Origin of the sequence: Brevibacterium sp. NPDC049920 (assembly GCF_040656435.1) — a bacterium.
In the GTDB taxonomy this organism is placed as follows: Bacteria; Actinomycetota; Actinomycetes; order Actinomycetales; family Brevibacteriaceae; genus Brevibacterium; species Brevibacterium pityocampae.
The window spans coordinates 209,413-226,598 of record NZ_JBFAMF010000007.1 but is presented as its reverse complement, the minus strand read 5'-3'; the positions used below and the strand labels follow the sequence as shown (position 1 = coordinate 226,598).

Annotated in this window: 10 protein-coding genes; 1 reads left to right on the top strand and 9 read right to left on the bottom strand. The window is 69.9% G+C overall.

The window, feature by feature from the left end:
• Positions 1–183 precede the first annotated feature (183 nt).
• The 4 genes from AB0I45_RS09425 to AB0I45_RS09410 form a co-directional block, all read right to left on the bottom strand.
• A complete protein-coding gene (locus AB0I45_RS09425) occupies positions 184–489 on the bottom strand; it encodes a chorismate mutase (protein WP_137319465.1) in 306 nt (101 codons plus the stop codon).
• Complete coding sequence (gene malQ / locus AB0I45_RS09420) at positions 479–2,926, bottom strand: 4-alpha-glucanotransferase (protein ID WP_295688696.1); 2,448 nt, start codon at positions 2,924–2,926, stop codon at positions 479–481. Before malQ ends, AB0I45_RS09425 begins: the two co-directional genes overlap by 11 nt.
• A 114-nt stretch (positions 2,927–3,040) precedes the next feature.
• Positions 3,041–4,615 (bottom strand): alanine/glycine:cation symporter family protein, encoded by a 1,575-nt coding sequence (locus AB0I45_RS09415; RefSeq protein ID WP_295688697.1) that lies wholly within the window; start codon positions 4,613–4,615, stop codon positions 3,041–3,043.
• Positions 4,616–4,850: 235 nt separating this feature from the next.
• Positions 4,851–8,189, bottom strand: a complete 3,339-nt coding sequence (locus AB0I45_RS09410) for an Rne/Rng family ribonuclease (protein ID WP_345031336.1) — start codon at positions 8,187–8,189, stop codon at positions 4,851–4,853.
• A 343-nt stretch (positions 8,190–8,532) separates the two neighbouring features.
• Between AB0I45_RS09410 and AB0I45_RS09405 the strand changes: the two genes are divergently transcribed.
• A complete protein-coding gene (locus AB0I45_RS09405; protein WP_360317915.1) occupies positions 8,533–9,258 on the top strand; it encodes a vitamin K epoxide reductase family protein in 726 nt (241 codons plus the stop codon).
• Here AB0I45_RS09405 and ctaD read toward each other — a convergent pair.
• The 5 genes from ctaD to ileS all read right to left on the bottom strand — a co-directional run bounded on the left by ctaD (position 9,204) and on the right by ileS (position 16,979).
• Positions 9,204–10,934, bottom strand: coding sequence for a cytochrome c oxidase subunit I (gene ctaD, locus AB0I45_RS09400; protein WP_295690127.1), 1,731 nt, complete (start codon positions 10,932–10,934; stop codon positions 9,204–9,206). The two genes, AB0I45_RS09405 and ctaD, sit on opposite strands and share 55 nt — an antisense overlap.
• A gap of 256 nt (positions 10,935–11,190) precedes the next feature.
• A complete protein-coding gene (gene ndk / locus AB0I45_RS09395) occupies positions 11,191–11,610 on the bottom strand; it encodes a nucleoside-diphosphate kinase (protein WP_137319460.1) in 420 nt (139 codons plus the stop codon).
• A 163-nt stretch (positions 11,611–11,773) separates the two neighbouring features.
• Positions 11,774–12,145, bottom strand: a complete 372-nt coding sequence (locus AB0I45_RS09390) for a DUF4233 domain-containing protein (protein ID WP_137319459.1) — start codon at positions 12,143–12,145, stop codon at positions 11,774–11,776.
• Positions 12,142–13,656, bottom strand: a complete 1,515-nt coding sequence (locus AB0I45_RS09385; RefSeq protein WP_295690129.1) for a folylpolyglutamate synthase/dihydrofolate synthase family protein — start codon at positions 13,654–13,656, stop codon at positions 12,142–12,144. Before AB0I45_RS09385 ends, AB0I45_RS09390 begins: the two co-directional genes overlap by 4 nt.
• Positions 13,653–16,979 (bottom strand): isoleucine--tRNA ligase, encoded by a 3,327-nt coding sequence (gene ileS, locus AB0I45_RS09380; protein ID WP_295690130.1) that lies wholly within the window; start codon positions 16,977–16,979, stop codon positions 13,653–13,655. The genes AB0I45_RS09385 and ileS overlap by 4 nt, the downstream gene beginning before the upstream one ends.
• Between the last annotated feature and the right edge of the window lie 207 nt (positions 16,980–17,186).

Here is a 17,186-nt window from a genome sequence, read left to right as displayed (position 1 = left end):
TCCGGGCTGCTCACGTCTGCTGTGACGGCAGCTCTCCCTTGGCCGAACGGGACCCGGGCGCCTGCCCATGATCCGCGCTGCCCATTGGAAGGAAGAACCCACCGTGGCGCTTGTGCACCGACGCACCATCGTACCGTCGTTCCGACCCCGGGGACAAATCGCACAGCGGGCGCGGCGGCGGTCTCAGCGCCCGTCGCGGTGCTCTTCGGCGATCCGCTCGTGATGGCGGATCACCTCGGCGACGATGAACGCGAGGAACTTCTCCGCGAACTCGGGGTCGAGGTTGGCCTCCGCGGCGAGCCGACGCAGCCGCTCGACCTGCCGTGACTCCCGGGCCGGGTCGGCGGCGGGCAGGTCGTGGCGCGCCTTGAGCTCGCCCACCCGCTCGGTGAGCTTGAAGCGCTCGGCGAGGATGTGGAGGAGGGCGGCGTCGACGTTGTCGATGCTGCCGCGCAGGCGGGCGAGCTCGGCGGGGATCTCAGCGCTCATCGTCGTCCTCGGTGTCGGGTGCGGTGGTGGCGGCGTCCGACGGCCGCGTCCCGGACTCCGCGACGGCTGCGGGCTCGGGTCCGACAGGCCGCTCCTCGTCCATGGTAGCGGGGGCCACCGGCCGGTCCGCGGCGACCTCGTGGGCGGAGGCGTTCATGATCCGGGCGATGACCGGCAGCCGGTCCCCGCCGTCGAGGTCGTCGAGCACCACCGGCGCGCCGGTGCCGTCGGTGAGCGGCAGCGTCCAGTTGGGGTACTCCTCGGAGGTGCCCGGTTTGTTCTGCGCCCGCGTCTCCCCCACGACATCGGCGAGCGCGACCCCGACGAGCTGGGCCGAGGTGCGGGCGAGGTAGGCGTGGAGGCCCACCGTCACCGGCCACACGTCGTCGATCGTGCCCACCATGGTGTCGGTCGGCTCGAGGTCGCCGGCCTCCGCGATGGTCTTGAGGGCGTCCTGCCGGTTGCTGCGCTCCCCGGTGTAGACCTCGCGGGGGTCGGCATCGAGCAGCCCGAGCTCCTCGGACAGCTCGATGTCGGCGAGGTTGAGGTACCCGGCGGTCGGATGCATGTCGTGGGTGTTGAGGGTTGCCAGGCTGAGCGAGCGGTAATCCCGGGGGTCGGTGAGTCCGGACTCGGTCTGCTCGAACCACAGCACCGAGGTGCCGAGCACCCCCAGCTCCGTGAGCCGCTCGCGCACCCCGGGGCCGACGGTGCCGAGGTCCTCGCCGATGACGAGCACGCCGGCCCGGTGCGCCTCGAGCGCGAGCACGGCGAGGATCGCCTCGGAGTCGTAGGAGACGTAGGCGCCGTCCTTGGCAGCGTTGCCGCGCGGCACCCACCACAGTCGGAACAGGCCCATGATGTGGTCGATGCGGATGCCGCCGGCACCGGTGAAGGCGGTGCGGAACAGGTCGCGCAGCGGGGCGTAGCCGGCGTCGGCGAGACGCCGAGGGTGCCACGGCGGCTGCGACCAGTCCTGGCCCTGCTGGTTGTAGAAGTCGGCGGGCGCACCGACGGTGGCATCGGTGGCGAGGAACGCGTCGAGGGTCCAGGAGTCGGCCCCGCCCGCGGACACGCCGACGGCGAGGTCGGTGACGAGACCGATCCGCATCCCGAGCTCGCGCGCGGTGCGCTGGGCCCGGCGCAGCTGCTCGGCGGCGATGAACTGCGTCCACATCCAGAACTCGATGTCCCCGGCGTGCTCGGCCTCGAACTCGCGCACCGCCTCGGCGCGCGGACCGGTCATCTCCTGCGGCCAGGCGACGCCGGTGGCGAGGATGCGCACCGTGTCCTTCCCGGAGCGTGCGCTGTCCTTCTGCAGGGACTTCGCGGCGCGCTTCGCCTTCGCCCCGCCGCTGCTCGCGTGGCGGTAGATCGCGTTGAAGACCGCCCAGTCGCGCATCCCCTGCGGTGCGCGCTCGACGAAACGGCGGAACTTCGCCCGACGGGCGGCGCCCACGGGGACCTTGTAGAGGAGCTCGAGGGCGGCGATCTTGTCCGCGATGATCCGGTCGCGGTCGATCGGATCGGCGGTGATCGCCGGCTTCCCCCAGCGCCGGGCGAGCGACTGGATCGCCAGCCGCTGGTCGGTGTCGATGTAGGCGGCCTCGGGGACGTCCTCGATCCGGATGTAGATCGGGTCGATCGCCTGGCGGCTCGACGGGAGGTACGGGGAGTTCTCCACCGGCGGCACCGGCGCCTGCGCATGGATGGGGTTGATGAGCACGAAGTCCGCGCCCTGTTCGGCACTGATCGCCATGAGGTCGCGGAGGTCGCCGAAATCGCCGGTCCCCCACGAGATGCGCGAGCGCAGCGAGTAGAGCTGCACGGTGATCCCCCAGGGACGACGGTGGCTGTCGGATGCCGCCATCGCGGCGGCGGTGACGTCCTCGACGGTGGGGACGGTGCGCGGAGCGACGATGAACGGCATGGTGTCCGCGCGGTGACCGCTCGTCAGGGTGATCGTGTGCTCGCCGAGCGGCAGGTCGGCGGGGATCGCCACCGTGCGCACCTGTCGCAGCACCGGCGCGCCCTCGGTCATCACGGTGCGCGTCTCCGTCACCGGCCCAACCTCGGTGAGCGGGACGCGGGTACCGGACTCGGTCATGAGCGACAGGCCGAAGCGCTCCCCCTCCGGCAGGGTGAACGGGATCCGCGCGGAGTCTCCGGCGAACTGGTGGGCGAACGCCGGCAGGGGCCGCGCGAAGCGCGCGTCGTCGAGGGCACGGAGCCCGTCCTCGACCTGCGCACGCGTCTCGCAGCGCGCACCGAGCGCGGTGAGCACGGCGGCGAGCGTGCGGTCGGGGATCTGCACGGTCTCGCCCTCGGCGGAGCGGTACTCGGGCTGGACGCCGAGCGCCTGTGCGAGCCGGTGGAGGGGCCCGGTCATGTCGGTGACGAAATGGGGCGCTGCGGATGAGGAGGACTGCTCTGCCATGCTCCCAGCTTAGTCGGACGGCGGGGCGATCCGGTGCGCGCACGACGGAGGCCGGAACCCCAGGGGTTCCGGCCTCCGCAGGTGCAGCTCAGCTAGGGCAGAGCTTCCGCGCGATCACAGGTTGCCCTGCTCCTGACGGATCTCGACGAGCTCCTGCTCGTCCTCGGCACCGAGCTCGTGCAGGGTGCCCGCCCTGCGGTCCTCGAGGTACTTCTTCATCTCGCGCTTGACGACCGGCATGAGCATGTACAGGCCGAGGATGTTAATGAAGGCGCACATGAACAGCGCGGCATCGGCGAAGTTGATGACCTGGCCGAAGGTCGCGACACAGCCGATGATGATGAACGCCATGAGGATGAGGCGGAACACGATGTCCGTGGCCTTGCGGCGGCCGAACAGGTAGTGCCATGCCTTCTCGCCGTAGTACGCCCAGGTGATGAGGGTGGAGAAGGCGAACAGGGTGACGGCGATCGCGAGCAGGATGGGCCACCAGCCGGCGATCGTGGTGAACGCGTCGGAGACCAGCGTGACGCCGTCGGGCGACACACCCTCCGCGGCGTAGTCCTGCTGCGCCTGCGAGTAGGAGGCCTGGTCGGCGATGATGATCGTCAGCGCGGTCATGGTACACACGACGACGGTGTCGATGAAGGGCTCGAGCAGGGCGACGAAGCCCTCGGAGACCGGACGACGGGTCTTCACCGCCGAGTGGGCGATCGGAGCCGAGCCGATGCCGGCCTCATTGGAGAAGGCCGCACGCTGGAAGCCGACGATCATGACGCCGAGGAAGCCGCCGGCGATGCCCTGCGGGCTGAAGGCGCCGGAGACGATCTCGCCGAAGGCCGCCGGGATGTGACCGAAGTTGCCGATGAGCACGATGAGGCAGGACACGACGTAGAGGATGCCCATGCCCGGGACGAGCTTGTCGGTGACCCGGCCGATCGACTTGATGCCGCCGATGATGACGAGGCCGACGAGGACGGCGATGATGATGCCGACGATGAGGCCGGCCCACTGGCCGCCGAGCACGCCCTCGCTGCCGCCGGTGACGTTCTTCAGCTGCGCGAAGGTCTGGTTGGCCTGGAACATGCCGCCGCCGGCGACGCCGAAGAGGAGGATGGCGATGGCGAACACGCCGGTGAGCACGGTGGCGACCGGGGTGGAGAACTTGCGGAAGGCGACGGGCAGGTACTTGAAGGGACCGCCGTGGACGACGCCGTCGGAGTCGATGGTGCGGTACTTGACGCCGAGTGTGCACTCGACGAACTTCGTCGCCATGCCGAGCAGACCGGCGACGATCATCCAGAAGGTCGCGCCGGGGCCGCCCATGGCGATCGCGGCGCCGACGCCGGCGATGTTGCCGAGGCCGACGGTGCCGGACAGCGCCGAGGACAGGGCCTGGAAGTGGGTGACCTCACCCGGGTCGTCCTTCGAGGAGTACTTGCCGCGCACCACCTCGAGCGCGACGCCGAAGCCGCGGAACTGGATGAACCCCGTGTAGATCGTGAACACCAGGGCGCCGATGATGAGCCAGGCGACGACGATCGGGAAGCTCACGCCGCCGATGGTGATCGGGAAGAAGATGATGTTCGAGAATGCGGTGACGAACGGGGACAGGATCGAGTCGACCTGCTGCTCGATCGGGGACAGTTCGGTCGCAAGGATGTCAGCCTGTATCGATGTTCTACTCATGGAACACTAAACTCCACGAGAATGTGACCTGGATCAAGCCAGGACAGGGTGGCGCCCGGTTTGGTTACTCAACTGTTACCTCGGTCACAGCAGGTGACGCGCACCACACTCCTTTCGGCCCAGCCTCGGCCCAGGTCGGACGGACGACAACGGCGGCCGGGGACCCAAGGTCCCCGGCCGCCGCTGGCACGTCCTGTGCGCTCCGAATCCGGCTGATCTCAGCCGCGTCGCGCGCTCAGCCGTCCATGCCGATCATGAGCACCGGCAGCGCCGCCTTCGTCTCCGCAGGCTTCGTCTCCGCCGGCTTGGTGTCCGCCGGCTTCTCGACCGGCTTCGACTCCGATGCCTGCGGTGCCGGCTCCGGCTTCTCCTGCACCTGCGGCGCCTGCTGGACACGGGTCGCGCTGTCCGCGCCGATCATCAGCGGCGCCGGGCCGGTGGGCTTCGTCGGTGTGCGCTTGGCACGCGGCTTCCGGGCGGCGCGCTTCGGCTCCGCCGGCTCGGCGTCCTCGGCAGGCGCAGTTCCGGGCACGGTGCCGGTTGCCCCGGAGTCGGCAGGCTGGGAGTCCTCGGTGCCGGAGTCGGACCGTGCGGGCTCGGACTGCACCGCGGTCGCGGGTGCGTCCTCGCTCCGGGTGTCCTCGCTCCGGGAGTCGTCGCTCTGTGCGCCGCCCCGCCTGCTCCCCCGGCCACGGCCGCGGCGGCTCGAGCGGCGACCCGCGGTCTTCTCCTCGGAGCCGTCCGAGCCGGGATCGGGATCACCCGACCCGCCCGTGCGGGATCCCTCGCCGGACTCGTCCGCTGCGGGTGTCCCGGCCGCGGTCCCGTCCCCGGGCACCTCCTCGGCGTCCGCGGCCGAGGCCTCCGCCGCGTCCTCGTCCTTCTTGAGGGTGGCCTTGGCGATCGCGGCGACCGCTGAGCGCGAGGCGTCCTGCTTCTCCTCGTCGATCGGCTCGGAGTCGTTCCGCCTCTGGTCCTGGCGGGAGTCCTTGGCGGAGTCCTGCCCCTTCCGGCGGCGCGAGGAACGGCCCTGCGACTGGCCGCGCCCGGATTGCTCCGGCTCGGTGCCCGGGAGCAGCAGGCCGCGCCCGGTGAAGTCCTCGCCCGCCTGGGCGAGCGACTCGGCCAGGCCGGTGCCGATCCTCTTGCGGGTCATCTGCACGAGTCCGAGCGAGGTCACCTCGGCGACCTGGTGCTTGGTGCGGTCCCGGCCCAGGCACTCGATGAGGCGCCGGACCACGAGGTCGCGGTTCGACTCGAGGACCATGTCGATGAAGTCGACGACGATGATGCCGCCGATGTCGCGCAGCCGCAGCTGGCGGATGACCTCTTCGGCCGCCTCGAGGTTGTTCTTCGTCACCGTCTCCTCGAGGTTGCCCCCGGAGCCGGTGAACTTGCCCGTGTTGACGTCGATGACCGTCATCGCCTCGGTGCGGTCGATGACGAGGGAGCCGCCCGAGGGCAGGTTGACCTTGCGATCGAGCGCCTTCTCGATCTGCTCGGCCACCCGGTAGTGCTCGAAGATGTCGCCGTCCGCCTCGTACCGGCTCACCCGGTCGAGGAGGTCGGGCGCGACGGCCTCGACGTACTCGCGGATGGTCTCCCACACCTTGTCGCCGTCGACGACGAGGGCGGAGAAGTCCTCGTTGAACACGTCGCGGATGATCCGGACGGTCATGTCGGGCTCGCTGTAGAGCAGCTGCGGGGCCTGCACCTTGGTCGACTTCGACTTCTTCTCGATCGACTCCCAGCGCTTCGACAGCCGTTCGACGTCGCGCCCGAGCTCCGACTCCGAGGCGCCCTCGGCGGCGGTGCGGACGATGACGCCGGACGAGCCGGGCACGAGCTCCTTGAGCACCTTCTTGAGCCGCTGGCGCTCGGTATCGGGCAGCTTGCGCGAGATCCCGGTCATCGAATTGCCGGGCACGTAGACGAGGAAGCGACCGGGCAGCGAGACCTGGCTGGTGAGCCGGGCGCCCTTGTGGCCGATCGGGTCCTTGGTGACCTGGACGAGCACGGGATCCCCGGGGTTGAGCGCGACCTCGATGCGGCGCGGCTTGCCCTCCATCCCGAGGACGTCCCAGTTGACCTCCCCGGCGTAGAGGACCGCGTTGCGGCCCTTGCCGATGTCGACGAACGCGGCCTCCATGCTCGGGAGCACGTTCTGCACCTTGCCGAGGTAAACGTTGCCGATGATCGAGGCGTGGGCCTTCGCCTCGCTGAGGTAGTGCTCGACGGCGATGCCGTCCTCGAGCACGACGAGCTGTGTGCGGCCATCGGTCTCGCGCACGAGCATGGTGCGCTCGACGGATTCGCGGCGGGCGAGGAACTCCGCCTCGGTGATGACGGGCCGGCGGCGACCGGCCTCGCGTCCCTCGCGCCGCCGCTGGCGCTTGGCCTCGAGCCGGGTCGAGCCCTTGAGACCGGTGACCTGGCTGTCGTCGGACCCTCCGCCCGCGGGCCTGCGGCTGCGGGTGCGGCGGCGCCGACGGCCGTTCGAGCCGTCCTCGGAGTCATCGTCGGCGGAGTCGTCGCCGCGGCCGGAATCGTCCTGGCCGCCCCTGCGATCCTGGTCCTGCTGCGAACCGCGGCCCGAACCGCGTCCGGAGCGGCGGCGGGACCGGTTCGAGCCACCGCTACCGGAGTCGTCGGTGTCTTCCGAGTCGTCTTCGGAGTCCTGCCCGTTCGACGCGTCGGAGTCGTCCTGCTGGTCGCGGTTGCGCGACCGCCGGCCGCGACCGCCGCGCCGACGGCGGCGCGGCTGGGAGTCGGAGTCGTCCGAGTCGTCGTCGGAGTCGTCGGTGTCGCGGGCATCGTCCCGGGAGTCGTCAGCGGAATCGCCGTCGCCGGAATCCTCGTTCCCCGAGTCGCCCGAACGCCGGCGGGAGCGGCGACCGGATCCGCGGGAGCGCGAGCGGCGGCCGTCGCGGCGGCCGCGGTCGTCGTCGCTGTCGCCCGCGTCCCCGGAGTCGTCGGAATCCTCGGAGTCGTCACGATTGTCGGTGTCGTCGTCCGCGGAGTCGTCGTCGAACTCGTCCACGTCGTCCTCGTCCCACTCCGAGTCGACCTGCTCGGCGAGCTCGGGATGGGGCGGCTGGAACAGCAGTCCTCCGCCGGTGGGGATCGGGGCGGCTTCGAAGGTCACCGGCTCCTCAGGGGCGGAGAACGCCTGGTTGAAGGCGAAGGGATTGCGGAGGTCCACCTGCGCGGGGGCGGCGGCCTGTACGGGGGCGGGATCGTCATGGTCGTCGGACTCGTCCGCACCGCTCACGGCGGACTCGAAGATCAGTCCGCGGTTGGCGACGGCGGAACGCGCCGAGCGCGGTGCCGACTCGTCCCGGGCGGCGCGGGGCGCCTCGGCCTCGTCCGGGTTCCCGGAGTCGCGGCGCACCGGCGGTGCGGCGGGCTCGCGGAGCGAACCGGCCGCATCGGCCAGTGAGTCGAGGCGGGCGCGGGTGTCCTCATCGACCTGACCGGATCCGTCCGTCCGGGATTCGTGCTCTGCGCGGAGGTTCTCGAGATCCGCGAGGATCCCGGCGGTGGGATCCTGCTGGTCCTCTGGGGTGTTCGTCATGGTGCACTGCTCCTAGCACCGAGCGGCGGGCGGCACACCGACTCGCCTGCGCTGCGGTTCGACCGGTGTCCGGGTGCGTACCCGGATCCAAAAACCTGTGGCGTACAGGGGCGGCTCGCGCGATAGTGTCGGCGCGGTGGCCAGGCCCATGCCGCTTCGTCTTGTTACCTGCCGGCGGGAGAGCCAGGCTCGGTGGAAGCGGGAGACCCGCTTGGTGTGAATGGCGGGTCGCCATGAACATTATGTCACAGGCGCCCCGGCAGACCGTCGAACGGGCCGCGGGACGGCGGGTGCCGCATGCCCGCGCTTGTGCCCGCGCACCGAGCAGGTGCATTCTGGCGGGGTGAGCGCATCGCATTCTTCCACCACCGACCACGAGCACGACGACGCGGAGTTCGGCGATTCCGGGTCCGACGGCACCCGGTTCGACGACGGCGAAGGACACCTCGACCCCGGGGCGCGTTCCGGGGGGCCCTGGTTCATGGACGAGGTCAAGCTCGGGATATTCCTCGTCGTGAGCTCGGTCATCGGCTTCCTCGCGTCCTTCGAACTCTCGATCGACAAGGTCCGGCTGCTCGAGAACCCCTCGGCGACGCTGTCGTGCGACTTCAATCCGTTCTTCTCCTGCGGCAGCGTCATGGCGTTCGAGCAGTCGCAGATCTTCGGGTTCCCCAATCAGTTCCTCGGGATCGCGGCGTTCATCTTCCCGCTCCTGCTCGGTGTCCTCCTCATCACCCGCACCCGGGTCCCCGGCTGGGTGATGGTCGGCCTGAATCTCGGCCTGCTCGCCGGCACCGTGCTCGTGATGTACCTCTACTACTCCTCGATCTTCGTCATCGGGATCGGCTGCCCGTGGTGCATCGTGGTGTGGACCGTGACGATCCCGCCGTTCTGCGTGGTCACCGGTTACAACGTCATCGCCGGGAACCTCGGCGCCGGGCTGCGCGACAACGGGGTCGTGCGGGCGATCGCCGGCACCGCGCTCATCATCGCCGTGCTCTGGCTGATCCTCGTCTATGCGTCCATCGTGTTCCGCTTCTGGGTGTTCTTCGGCTCGCTCGTCGGCTGACGGGAGAGCTCCAGGAGCTCGAGCAGCTCCGGGTGGTTCGCGTCGAACGCAGGGCGCTCGGAGCGGATCCGGGGCAGCGAGGTGAAGTTGTGGCGCGGCGGCGGGCACGAGGTCGCCCACTCGAGGGAGGAGCCGTAGCCCCACGGGTCGTTCACCGTGACCTTCGGTGCCTTGCGGGCGGTGACCCAGACGTTCCAGAAGAACGGGATCATCGACAGGCCCAGGATCAGCGAACCTACGGTGGAGATCTGGTTCATCCACGTCCAGCCGTCCTGCGGCAGGAAGTCCGCGTACCGGCGCGGCATGCCATCGGCACCCATCCAGTGCTGGATGAGGAACGTCATGTGGAAGCCGATGAACAGCAGCCAGAAGTGGATCGTGCCGAGCGACTCGTTGAGCATCCGGCCCGTCCACTTCGGCCACCAGAAGTAGAACCCGGCGAACATCGCGAACACCACGGTGCCGAAGATGACGTAGTGGAAGTGGGCGACGACGAAGTACGAGTCGGACACCTGCTGATCGAGGACCGGGCTGGCGAGGATGACCCCGGTCAGCCCGCCGAACACGAACGACACGAGGAACCCGAGGGACCAGAGCATCGGAGTCTCGAAGGTCAGGGAACCGCGCCACATCGTGCCGATCCAGTTGTAGATCTTCACACCCGTCGGCACCGCGATGAGCATCGTCATGAACGCGAAGAACGGGAGGAGGACCGCACCGGTGACGTACATGTGGTGGGCCCACACGGTGACGGACAGCGCGGCGATCGCGATCGTCGCGTAGACGAGGCCCTTGTACCCGAAGATCGGCTTGCGGCTGAAGGCCGGGAAGATCTCCGACACGATGCCGAAGAACGGCAGTGCGATGACGTACACCTCGGGGTGGCCGAAGAACCAGAACAGGTGCTGCCAGAGGATCGGCCCACCGTTCTCGGGGCTGAAGAGATGCGCTCCGGCGATCCGGCCCGCCGCCAGGCCCAGCAGCGCCACCGCGAGCGGCGGGAAGGAAATGAGGACGAGCATGCCGGTAGGGAGCACGTTCCAGGTGAAGATCGGCATCCGGAACATCGTCATGCCCGGAGCCCGCATGGTGATGATCGTGGTGATGAAGTTCACCGAGCCGAGGATGGTGCCGAAGCCCTGGAACGCCAGGCCCATCGCCCACAGGTGTCCGCCGAGCCCGGGGGTGAAGGTCGTGTTGCTGAGCGGGGCGTAGGCGGTCCAGCCGAACGAGGCAGAACCCTGCGGGGTGAGGAAGCCGGCGATCGCGATGAGGCTGCCGAACAGGAAGAGCCAGAACGCGAAGGCGTTGAGGCGCGGGAACGCGACGTCCGGCGCGCCGATCTGCAGCGGCATGATGACATTGGCGAAGCCCGCGAAGAGAGGGGTGGCGAACATCAGCAGCATGATCGTGCCGTGCATGGTGAACAGCTGGTTGTACTGCTCCTTCGTCTCGATGATCTGCATCCCGGGCTCGAACAGCTCGAGCCGGATGAGCAGCGCCATGACGCCGCCGATGCAGAAGAACGTGAAGGACGCGATGAGGTACATGTACCCGATGGTCTTGTGGTCCGTCGAGGTGATCCACTCGACGAACGGTGCGCGCCGTCGCACGGGTGGCCGCTCGGGTGTCGGTGTGCGTCGTCCGGTGTCGGGGATCTCGGTTGCGCTCGTCATGACCGCGCCTGCTTCCATCGGCTGGAATGTGCGCGACGGGTCGGCGGTGGCCCTCCTCGCGCGGCCCGGAGATCGACCGGGGGCCATTCCGGTTCCTCGAGCTTCCCACCCGGGCACCGGCCGGTCTACGGATCGGACGCCTCGGACGCGAACTGCGCGGTATCCCGCAGAAACCGCGCAATTCCGCGCAGTTCGTGGGATACCGCGCAGTCCGGCGCGGGGCCGGCCCATGAGTGGGAGCCGGCCGGTGGGCGTCTCAGCCCTCGGGGAACCAGATCGCGATCTCGCGCGCGGCGGATTCCTCGGAGTCGGAGCCGTGGACGAGGTTCTTCTGCACGTTCAGCCCCCAGTCGCGGCCGAGGTCGCCGCGGATGGTGCCCGGGGCCGCAGTCGTCGGGTCGGTGGTCCCGGCGAGCGAGCGGAAGCCCTGGATGACCCCGTGGCCGGATGCGACGAGCGCGACGAGCGGCCCCTCCGACATGAACTCGACGAGCGGCGGGTAGAAGGGCTTGCCCTCGTGCTCGGCGTAGTGCGCGGCGAGCTGTTCGGGGGTGGCCCGGAGGAGCTCGAGGCGTTCGACGGTGTAGCCCTTGGTCTCGATGCGGGCGATGATCGCTCCGATCAGTCCGCGTTCGACGCCGTCGGGCTTGACGAGCACGAGAGTGCGTTCGGTCACGAGGGGTTCTCCTTCAGGGATCTCGGTTTCGCAGGCGGCGGCCGGTGTGCGGCGCCGCGATCAGTCTAGGACATGCAGGGCCCGGCGCACCGGGCGAGACGGCCTCGGGCCGGTGCACCGGGCGAGACGGTCCCGGTCGGGCGCACCGGGGCCGCGCCGGCGCTCAGCGGCCCCAGGCGGTGAGCTCGCGATCCATCCGCCGCCCCCAGTAGACGGCGACCGCCCACATCACCCCGAACACGGCCCCGACGAAGAACAGCGAGGTCATGACGAATCCGGCGGCGAGGATGAGGATCTGCGCGAGCCAGCCGAGCGCGATCCCCGCGCTGCGCTGTCCGCGACGCCGTGGCAGGGTCGCCACCGCAAGGATGCACAGTGCCGCGAGCGCGGTCGCACCCCCGATCACCCAGCCGAAGGGCACGGGCCGCAGCCCGAAGCCGGCGAGCGCGGCGAAGTAGATGACGAGCACCTCGGAAACGAGCACGGTCGCGCACAGCAGCGGGATCTTCGACTTCTGGGCGGCCGCGCCGGTCATGAGGCGTCCTTCCGGCCGAGCAGCGTGCGCGCCTCGGCGACGGTGGTGAGCGAGCCGGTGACGACGATGCCGACTCCCGGTTCGCCATCGGCGAGTGCGAGGTCGATCGCCTCCATGAGGGCCGCGTTCATGTCCTCGGCGCCGATGACATCATCGGGGTCCCACCATTCGCCCGCCGCCGCGGCGAGCTCCTCGCGCGGCAGTGCGCGTTCGGAGCGGGCCTCGGTGACGACCACCCGGTCGGCGAAGCGGTGGACGTGCTCGAGCACGCCGTGGAGGTCCTTGTCGCCGAACATCGCGAGCACGGCGACGACCTCGCGGAAGTCGAAGGCCTCCTCGATGGTGTCGGCGAGGACGCGGGCGCCGTCCGGGTTGTGCGCACCGTCGACGAGGATCGTCGGCTCGCTCCGGAGGATCTCCGCGCGTCCCGGCGAATCGACCTGGGAGAACCCCTGGGCGACGGTCTCCGCATCGAGCGGCTTCTCCCCGTCGGACAGGAACCGCTCGCAGATGGCGAGCGCGAGCGCGGCATTGTGCACCTGGTGCGCTCCGTGGAGCGGGAGGAACAGGTCCGGGTAGATCCCGAACGCGCCGCGGAGCGTGACGAGCTGGCCGTCGACGGCCTGCTGCCGGGAGATCACGGCGAAGTCGCTGTCCTCCCAGGCCGCGCTCACTCCGCGCTCCTCGATCTGCGCGGTGAAGGCGGCTGCGGCCTCCGGGTCCTGCCGGGCCAGCACGGCAACCGGGTCCGGGGCCGGACTCGGGTCGACGGTGCGGTCGAGGATCCCGGCCTTCGTCGTGGCGATCGCGGTGAGATCGGGGCCGAGGAACGCGGTGTGGTCGAGGCCGACGGGGGTGAACCCGCACACCTGGGCGTCGGCGACGTTCGTCGAGTCCCATTCCCCGCCCATCCCGACCTCGAGCACCATGACGTCGACGGGGGCGTCGGCGAACACGGCGAGGGCGAGGACGGTGAGGGCCTCGAAGTACGTCAGCCGGGCCCGGCCGGCCGCCTCGAGCTCGGCGTCGACGACGGCGAGCACCGGCGCGATCTCGTCGTGCACGCGCACGAACACCGGTTCGGGCACCTCGGCGGAATCCACCGCGATGCGCTCGGTGACCCGGTGGAGGTGGGGGCTGGTGAAGCGGCCCACGCGCAACCCGTGCGCGGTGAGCAGCGCATCGACCATCCGGACGGTCGAGGACTTGCCGTTCGTGCCGGTGATGGTGATGACCGGCGCCGCGGTGTGGACGTCGCCGAGCAGCTCGCAGGCCCTGCGCGTCGCGTCGAGCCGCGGTTCGACCATCGTCTCGCCGGCCCGCGCGAGCAGCTCGGCGTAGACGCGGGCGAGGTCTGCGGTGCCGCGCGCGTCGGCCGGCAACGGGCGGTCCTCGGAGGTCCCCGTCACCGCCTCGACGGCAGGGGCGTCCGGGTCGTCGGGCAGGAGCGGGGCGAGCTCGCCGCCGGGGAGACCGTCGGGAAGCTCCTCGGGGAGGTGCTGATCCGTCATGCGCGGCTCACCTGCAGGCGCGCATCGGGGTGGAGCTCACCGGCCGGGAACACGCCCTCCTCGGACTCCGGCAGCGGTGCGGCGGTGAGCTCGAGCCGCTCGGTGAGCGTCTCCCCCTGCACCAGCTCGGTATGGGCGCGGAGGTGGTCGAGCGCGGGCTCGGGGGCGGAGATCGTCACCCGGATGCGGTCGGAGACGTTGAGGTCGAGCTGCTTGCGGGCGTTCTGGATCGCGCGCACGGTGTCGCGCGCCGCACCCTCCGCCTCGAGCTCGGGGGTCACGGCGGTGTCGAGGGCGACGAAGCCGGAGTCCATCGCGGCGAGCGCGGCATCGGCGCCCCCGGCGTCGGCGACCTCCTCGAGCGTGTACTCGCCGTCGACGAGCTCCATGCCGCCGGCGGTCACGACCCCGTCGACCACCGACCAGTCGCCGGTCTTCGAGCCCTTGATCGCCTGCTGCACCTGCTTGCCCAGGCGCGGGCCGGCCGCGCGGGCGTTGACGGTGAGCTTCTGCTCGAGGGTGAAACCAGCGGCCGCAGCCTTCTCGAGCGGCAGCACGGTGACCTGCCGCACGTTGAGCTCGTCGGCGATGATCGCGGTGAAGTCCTCGCCGAGCGCGGTGTCGGTGGCGACGGTGAGCCCGGCCAGCGGCAGCCGCACGCGCAGGCTGTTCGCCTTCCGCAGGCTCGAACCGGTGGAGCACACGTCCCGGGTCCGGTCCATCGCGGCCACGAGCTCGGGGTCGGCGGTGAACAGGGAAGCATCCGGGTAGTCCTGCAGGTGGACGGAGCGCTCGCCGGTGAGGCCGCGGTAGATCTCCTCGATGGTGAACGGGATGAGCGGGGCGGCGGCACGGAGGAACGCTTCGAAGCACGTGTAGAACACGTCGAAGGACTCGCGCGTGTCCGGGGTGCCGTCCCAGAACCGGCGCCGCGAGCGGCGCACGTACCAGTTGGTGAACATGTCGAGGTGCTCGCGCACCATGTCGCAGGCGCCCCAGATGTCGTAGGTGTCCATGCGGGCCTCGAAGGCGCGGAGGAAGTCGTGCGTCTTCGCCAGCAGGTAGCGGTCGAGCACCCGGGTCGACTCGTAGCGGGGGCGGGCGGCGTAACCGGTCTTCTCACCCGAGTCGGAGTCCGCGGAGTTCGCGTAGGTGGCGAAGAAGTGCCAGGCGTTCCACAGCGGCAGGATGACCTGGCGCACGCCGTCGCGGATGCCCTGCTCGGTGACGACGAGGTTGCCGCCGCGCAGGATCGGGCTCGACATGAGGAACCAGCGCATGGCGTCGGAGCCGTCGCGGTCGAGGACCTCGTTGACGTCGGGGTAGTTGCGCAGGCTCTTCGACATCTTCTGGCCGTCGGAGCCGAGCACGATCCCGTGGGAGATGCAGTTGAGGAACGCCGGGCGGTCGAACACCGCGGTGGCGAGCACGTGCAGGGTGTAGAACCAGCCGCGGGTCTGGCCGATGTACTCGACGATGAAGTCGCCCGGGAAGTGGTGGTCGAACCAGTCGCGGTTCTCGAACGGGTAGTGCACCTGGGCGTAGCTCATCGACCCGGAGTCGAACCACACGTCGAGGACGTCGGTGACGCGGCGCATCGTCGACCTCCCCGTCGGGTCGTCGGGGTTGGGCCGGGTGAGCTCGTCGATGAACGGGCGGTGGAGGTCGGGCTCCCCGGCCTCGTTGCGCGGCAGCCGTCCGAAGTCGGCCTCGAGCTCGGCGAGCGAGCCGTAGACGTCGGTGCGCGGGTGCTCGGGGTCGTCGGACACCCACACCGGGATCGGCGAACCCCAGAAGCGGTTGCGGGAGATCGACCAGTCGCGGGCGTTGGACAGCCACTTGCCGAACTGACCGTGCTTGACGTTCTCCGGCACCCAGGTGATCTGCTCGTTGAGCTCGACCATCCGGTCCTTGAAGGTCGACACCGCGACGAACCAGCTCGACACCGCGCGGTAGATCAGCGGGGTGCGGCAGCGCCAGCAGTGCGGGTAGGAGTGCTCGTAGGTCTCGTGGCGCACGAGCAGCGCGCTGCGCCCGGCGAGCGGACCGGTGTGATGCTTGAGGTCGGCGATGATCGGCTTGTTCGCGTCGAACACCTGCTGGCCGGCGTAATCGTCGACGGGGTGCTCGAAGCAGCCGCTGTCGTCGACGGGACGCGCCGCCCGGATGCCGTAGGTGTCGGTGAGGACCTTGTCCTCCTCACCGAAGGCCGGCGACTGGTGGACGATGCCGGTGCCGTCCTCGGTGGTGACGAAGTCGGCCTCGAGGATCGTGTGCATCCGCTCTCCGAACTCCTCCTGGCGTCCCTCGAAGTACGGGAACGGCGGCTCGTAGCGGCGGCCGGCGAGCTCGGGGCCGGGCACGGTGGCGACGACCTCGGGCTCGGCGCCGAGCTCGCTGGCGTAGGCGGCGAGGCGCTCGCGGGCGAGGACGAGGACATGCCCCTGCAGCTCGGGGGCGGCGTCCTCGCCGGGGAACACGGCGACGTACTCGACCTCGGGGTTCGCGGCGACGGCCTGGTTGCTCGGCACCGTCCATGGGGTCGTCGTCCAGATGAGGACGTACTGCTCGGCGGAGTCGACCTCGGCGCGGCCGGTGCCGAGCTCGACGGGATCGAGGAGCCGGTAGCCGATCGTCACCGAGGGGTCCTGACGCATCTTGTAGACGTCGTCGTCCATCCGGAGCTCGTGGTTGGACAGCGGGGTCTGATCGCGCCAGCAGTAGGGCAGCACGCGGTAGCCCTCGTAGACGAGGCCCTTGTCCCACAGCTGTTTGAACGCCCAGATGACGCTCTCCATGTACTCGACGTTGAGCGTCTTGTAGTCGTTGTCGAAGTCGACCCAGCGACCCTGCCGGGTGACGTACTCCTGCCATTCGTCGGTGTACTTGAGGACCGAGGCGCGGCAGGCGGCGTTGAACTCGGCGATGCCCATGTCGGAGATCTGGGACTTGTCGGTGATGCCGAGCTGGCGCTCCGCCTCGAGCTCGGCGGGCAGTCCGTGGGTGTCCCAGCCGAAGCGGCGCTCGACCCGCTTGCCGCGCATGGTCTGGTAGCGCGGCACGACGTCCTTGACGTAGCCGGTGAGGAGGTGGCCGTAGTGCGGCAGGCCGTTGGCGAAGGGCGGTCCGTCGTAGAAGACGAACTCGTTCTCCCCGTTCTCACCGGCGGGCCGGTTGTCGATCGAGGCCTGGAAGGTGCCGTCCTCCTCCCAGAACCGCAGCACATCGGCTTCGATGGCGGGGAACCGCGGAGAGGCGGTGAGCCCGAAGGCGGAGGTCGACTTCTTCGGGTAGAGCGGAGCGGAATCGTGCTGTTCGGTCATGAGCGTCCCTCGGGGTTCGTCCGGTTCGATGGTGTGTCGGTTCGATCCGTGCGAGGACGACATCACTGCCGCGGTACCACCCCGCTTATCCGCCCACCCGCCGGGTCGAGCCCGGACCTCCGACCTGCCCGGACCGATGTCGGGGCAGATGATCGGTCCGCGGCTCCGGTGGGGAGCGGATCGCTCATTCCTGCAGGCTGTGACGGG

Coding starts and splice junctions, on each gene's coding strand:
- AB0I45_RS09385 (WP_295690129.1), bottom strand. CDS start 13,656: ATGACGGATCAGCACCTCCCCGAGGAGCTTCCCGACGGTCTCCCCGGC.
- AB0I45_RS09410 (WP_345031336.1), bottom strand. CDS start 8,189: ATGACGAACACCCCAGAGGACCAGCAGGATCCCACCGCCGGGATCCTC.
- AB0I45_RS09390 (WP_137319459.1), bottom strand. CDS start 12,145: ATGACCGGCGCGGCCGCCCAGAAGTCGAAGATCCCGCTGCTGTGCGCG.
- ileS (WP_295690130.1), bottom strand. CDS start 16,979: ATGACCGAACAGCACGATTCCGCTCCGCTCTACCCGAAGAAGTCGACC.
- AB0I45_RS09415 (WP_295688697.1), bottom strand. CDS start 4,615: ATGAGTAGAACATCGATACAGGCTGACATCCTTGCGACCGAACTGTCC.
- malQ (WP_295688696.1), bottom strand. CDS start 2,926: ATGGCAGAGCAGTCCTCCTCATCCGCAGCGCCCCATTTCGTCACCGAC.
- ctaD (WP_295690127.1), bottom strand. CDS start 10,934: ATGACGAGCGCAACCGAGATCCCCGACACCGGACGACGCACACCGACA.
- AB0I45_RS09425 (WP_137319465.1), bottom strand. CDS start 489: ATGAGCGCTGAGATCCCCGCCGAGCTCGCCCGCCTGCGCGGCAGCATC.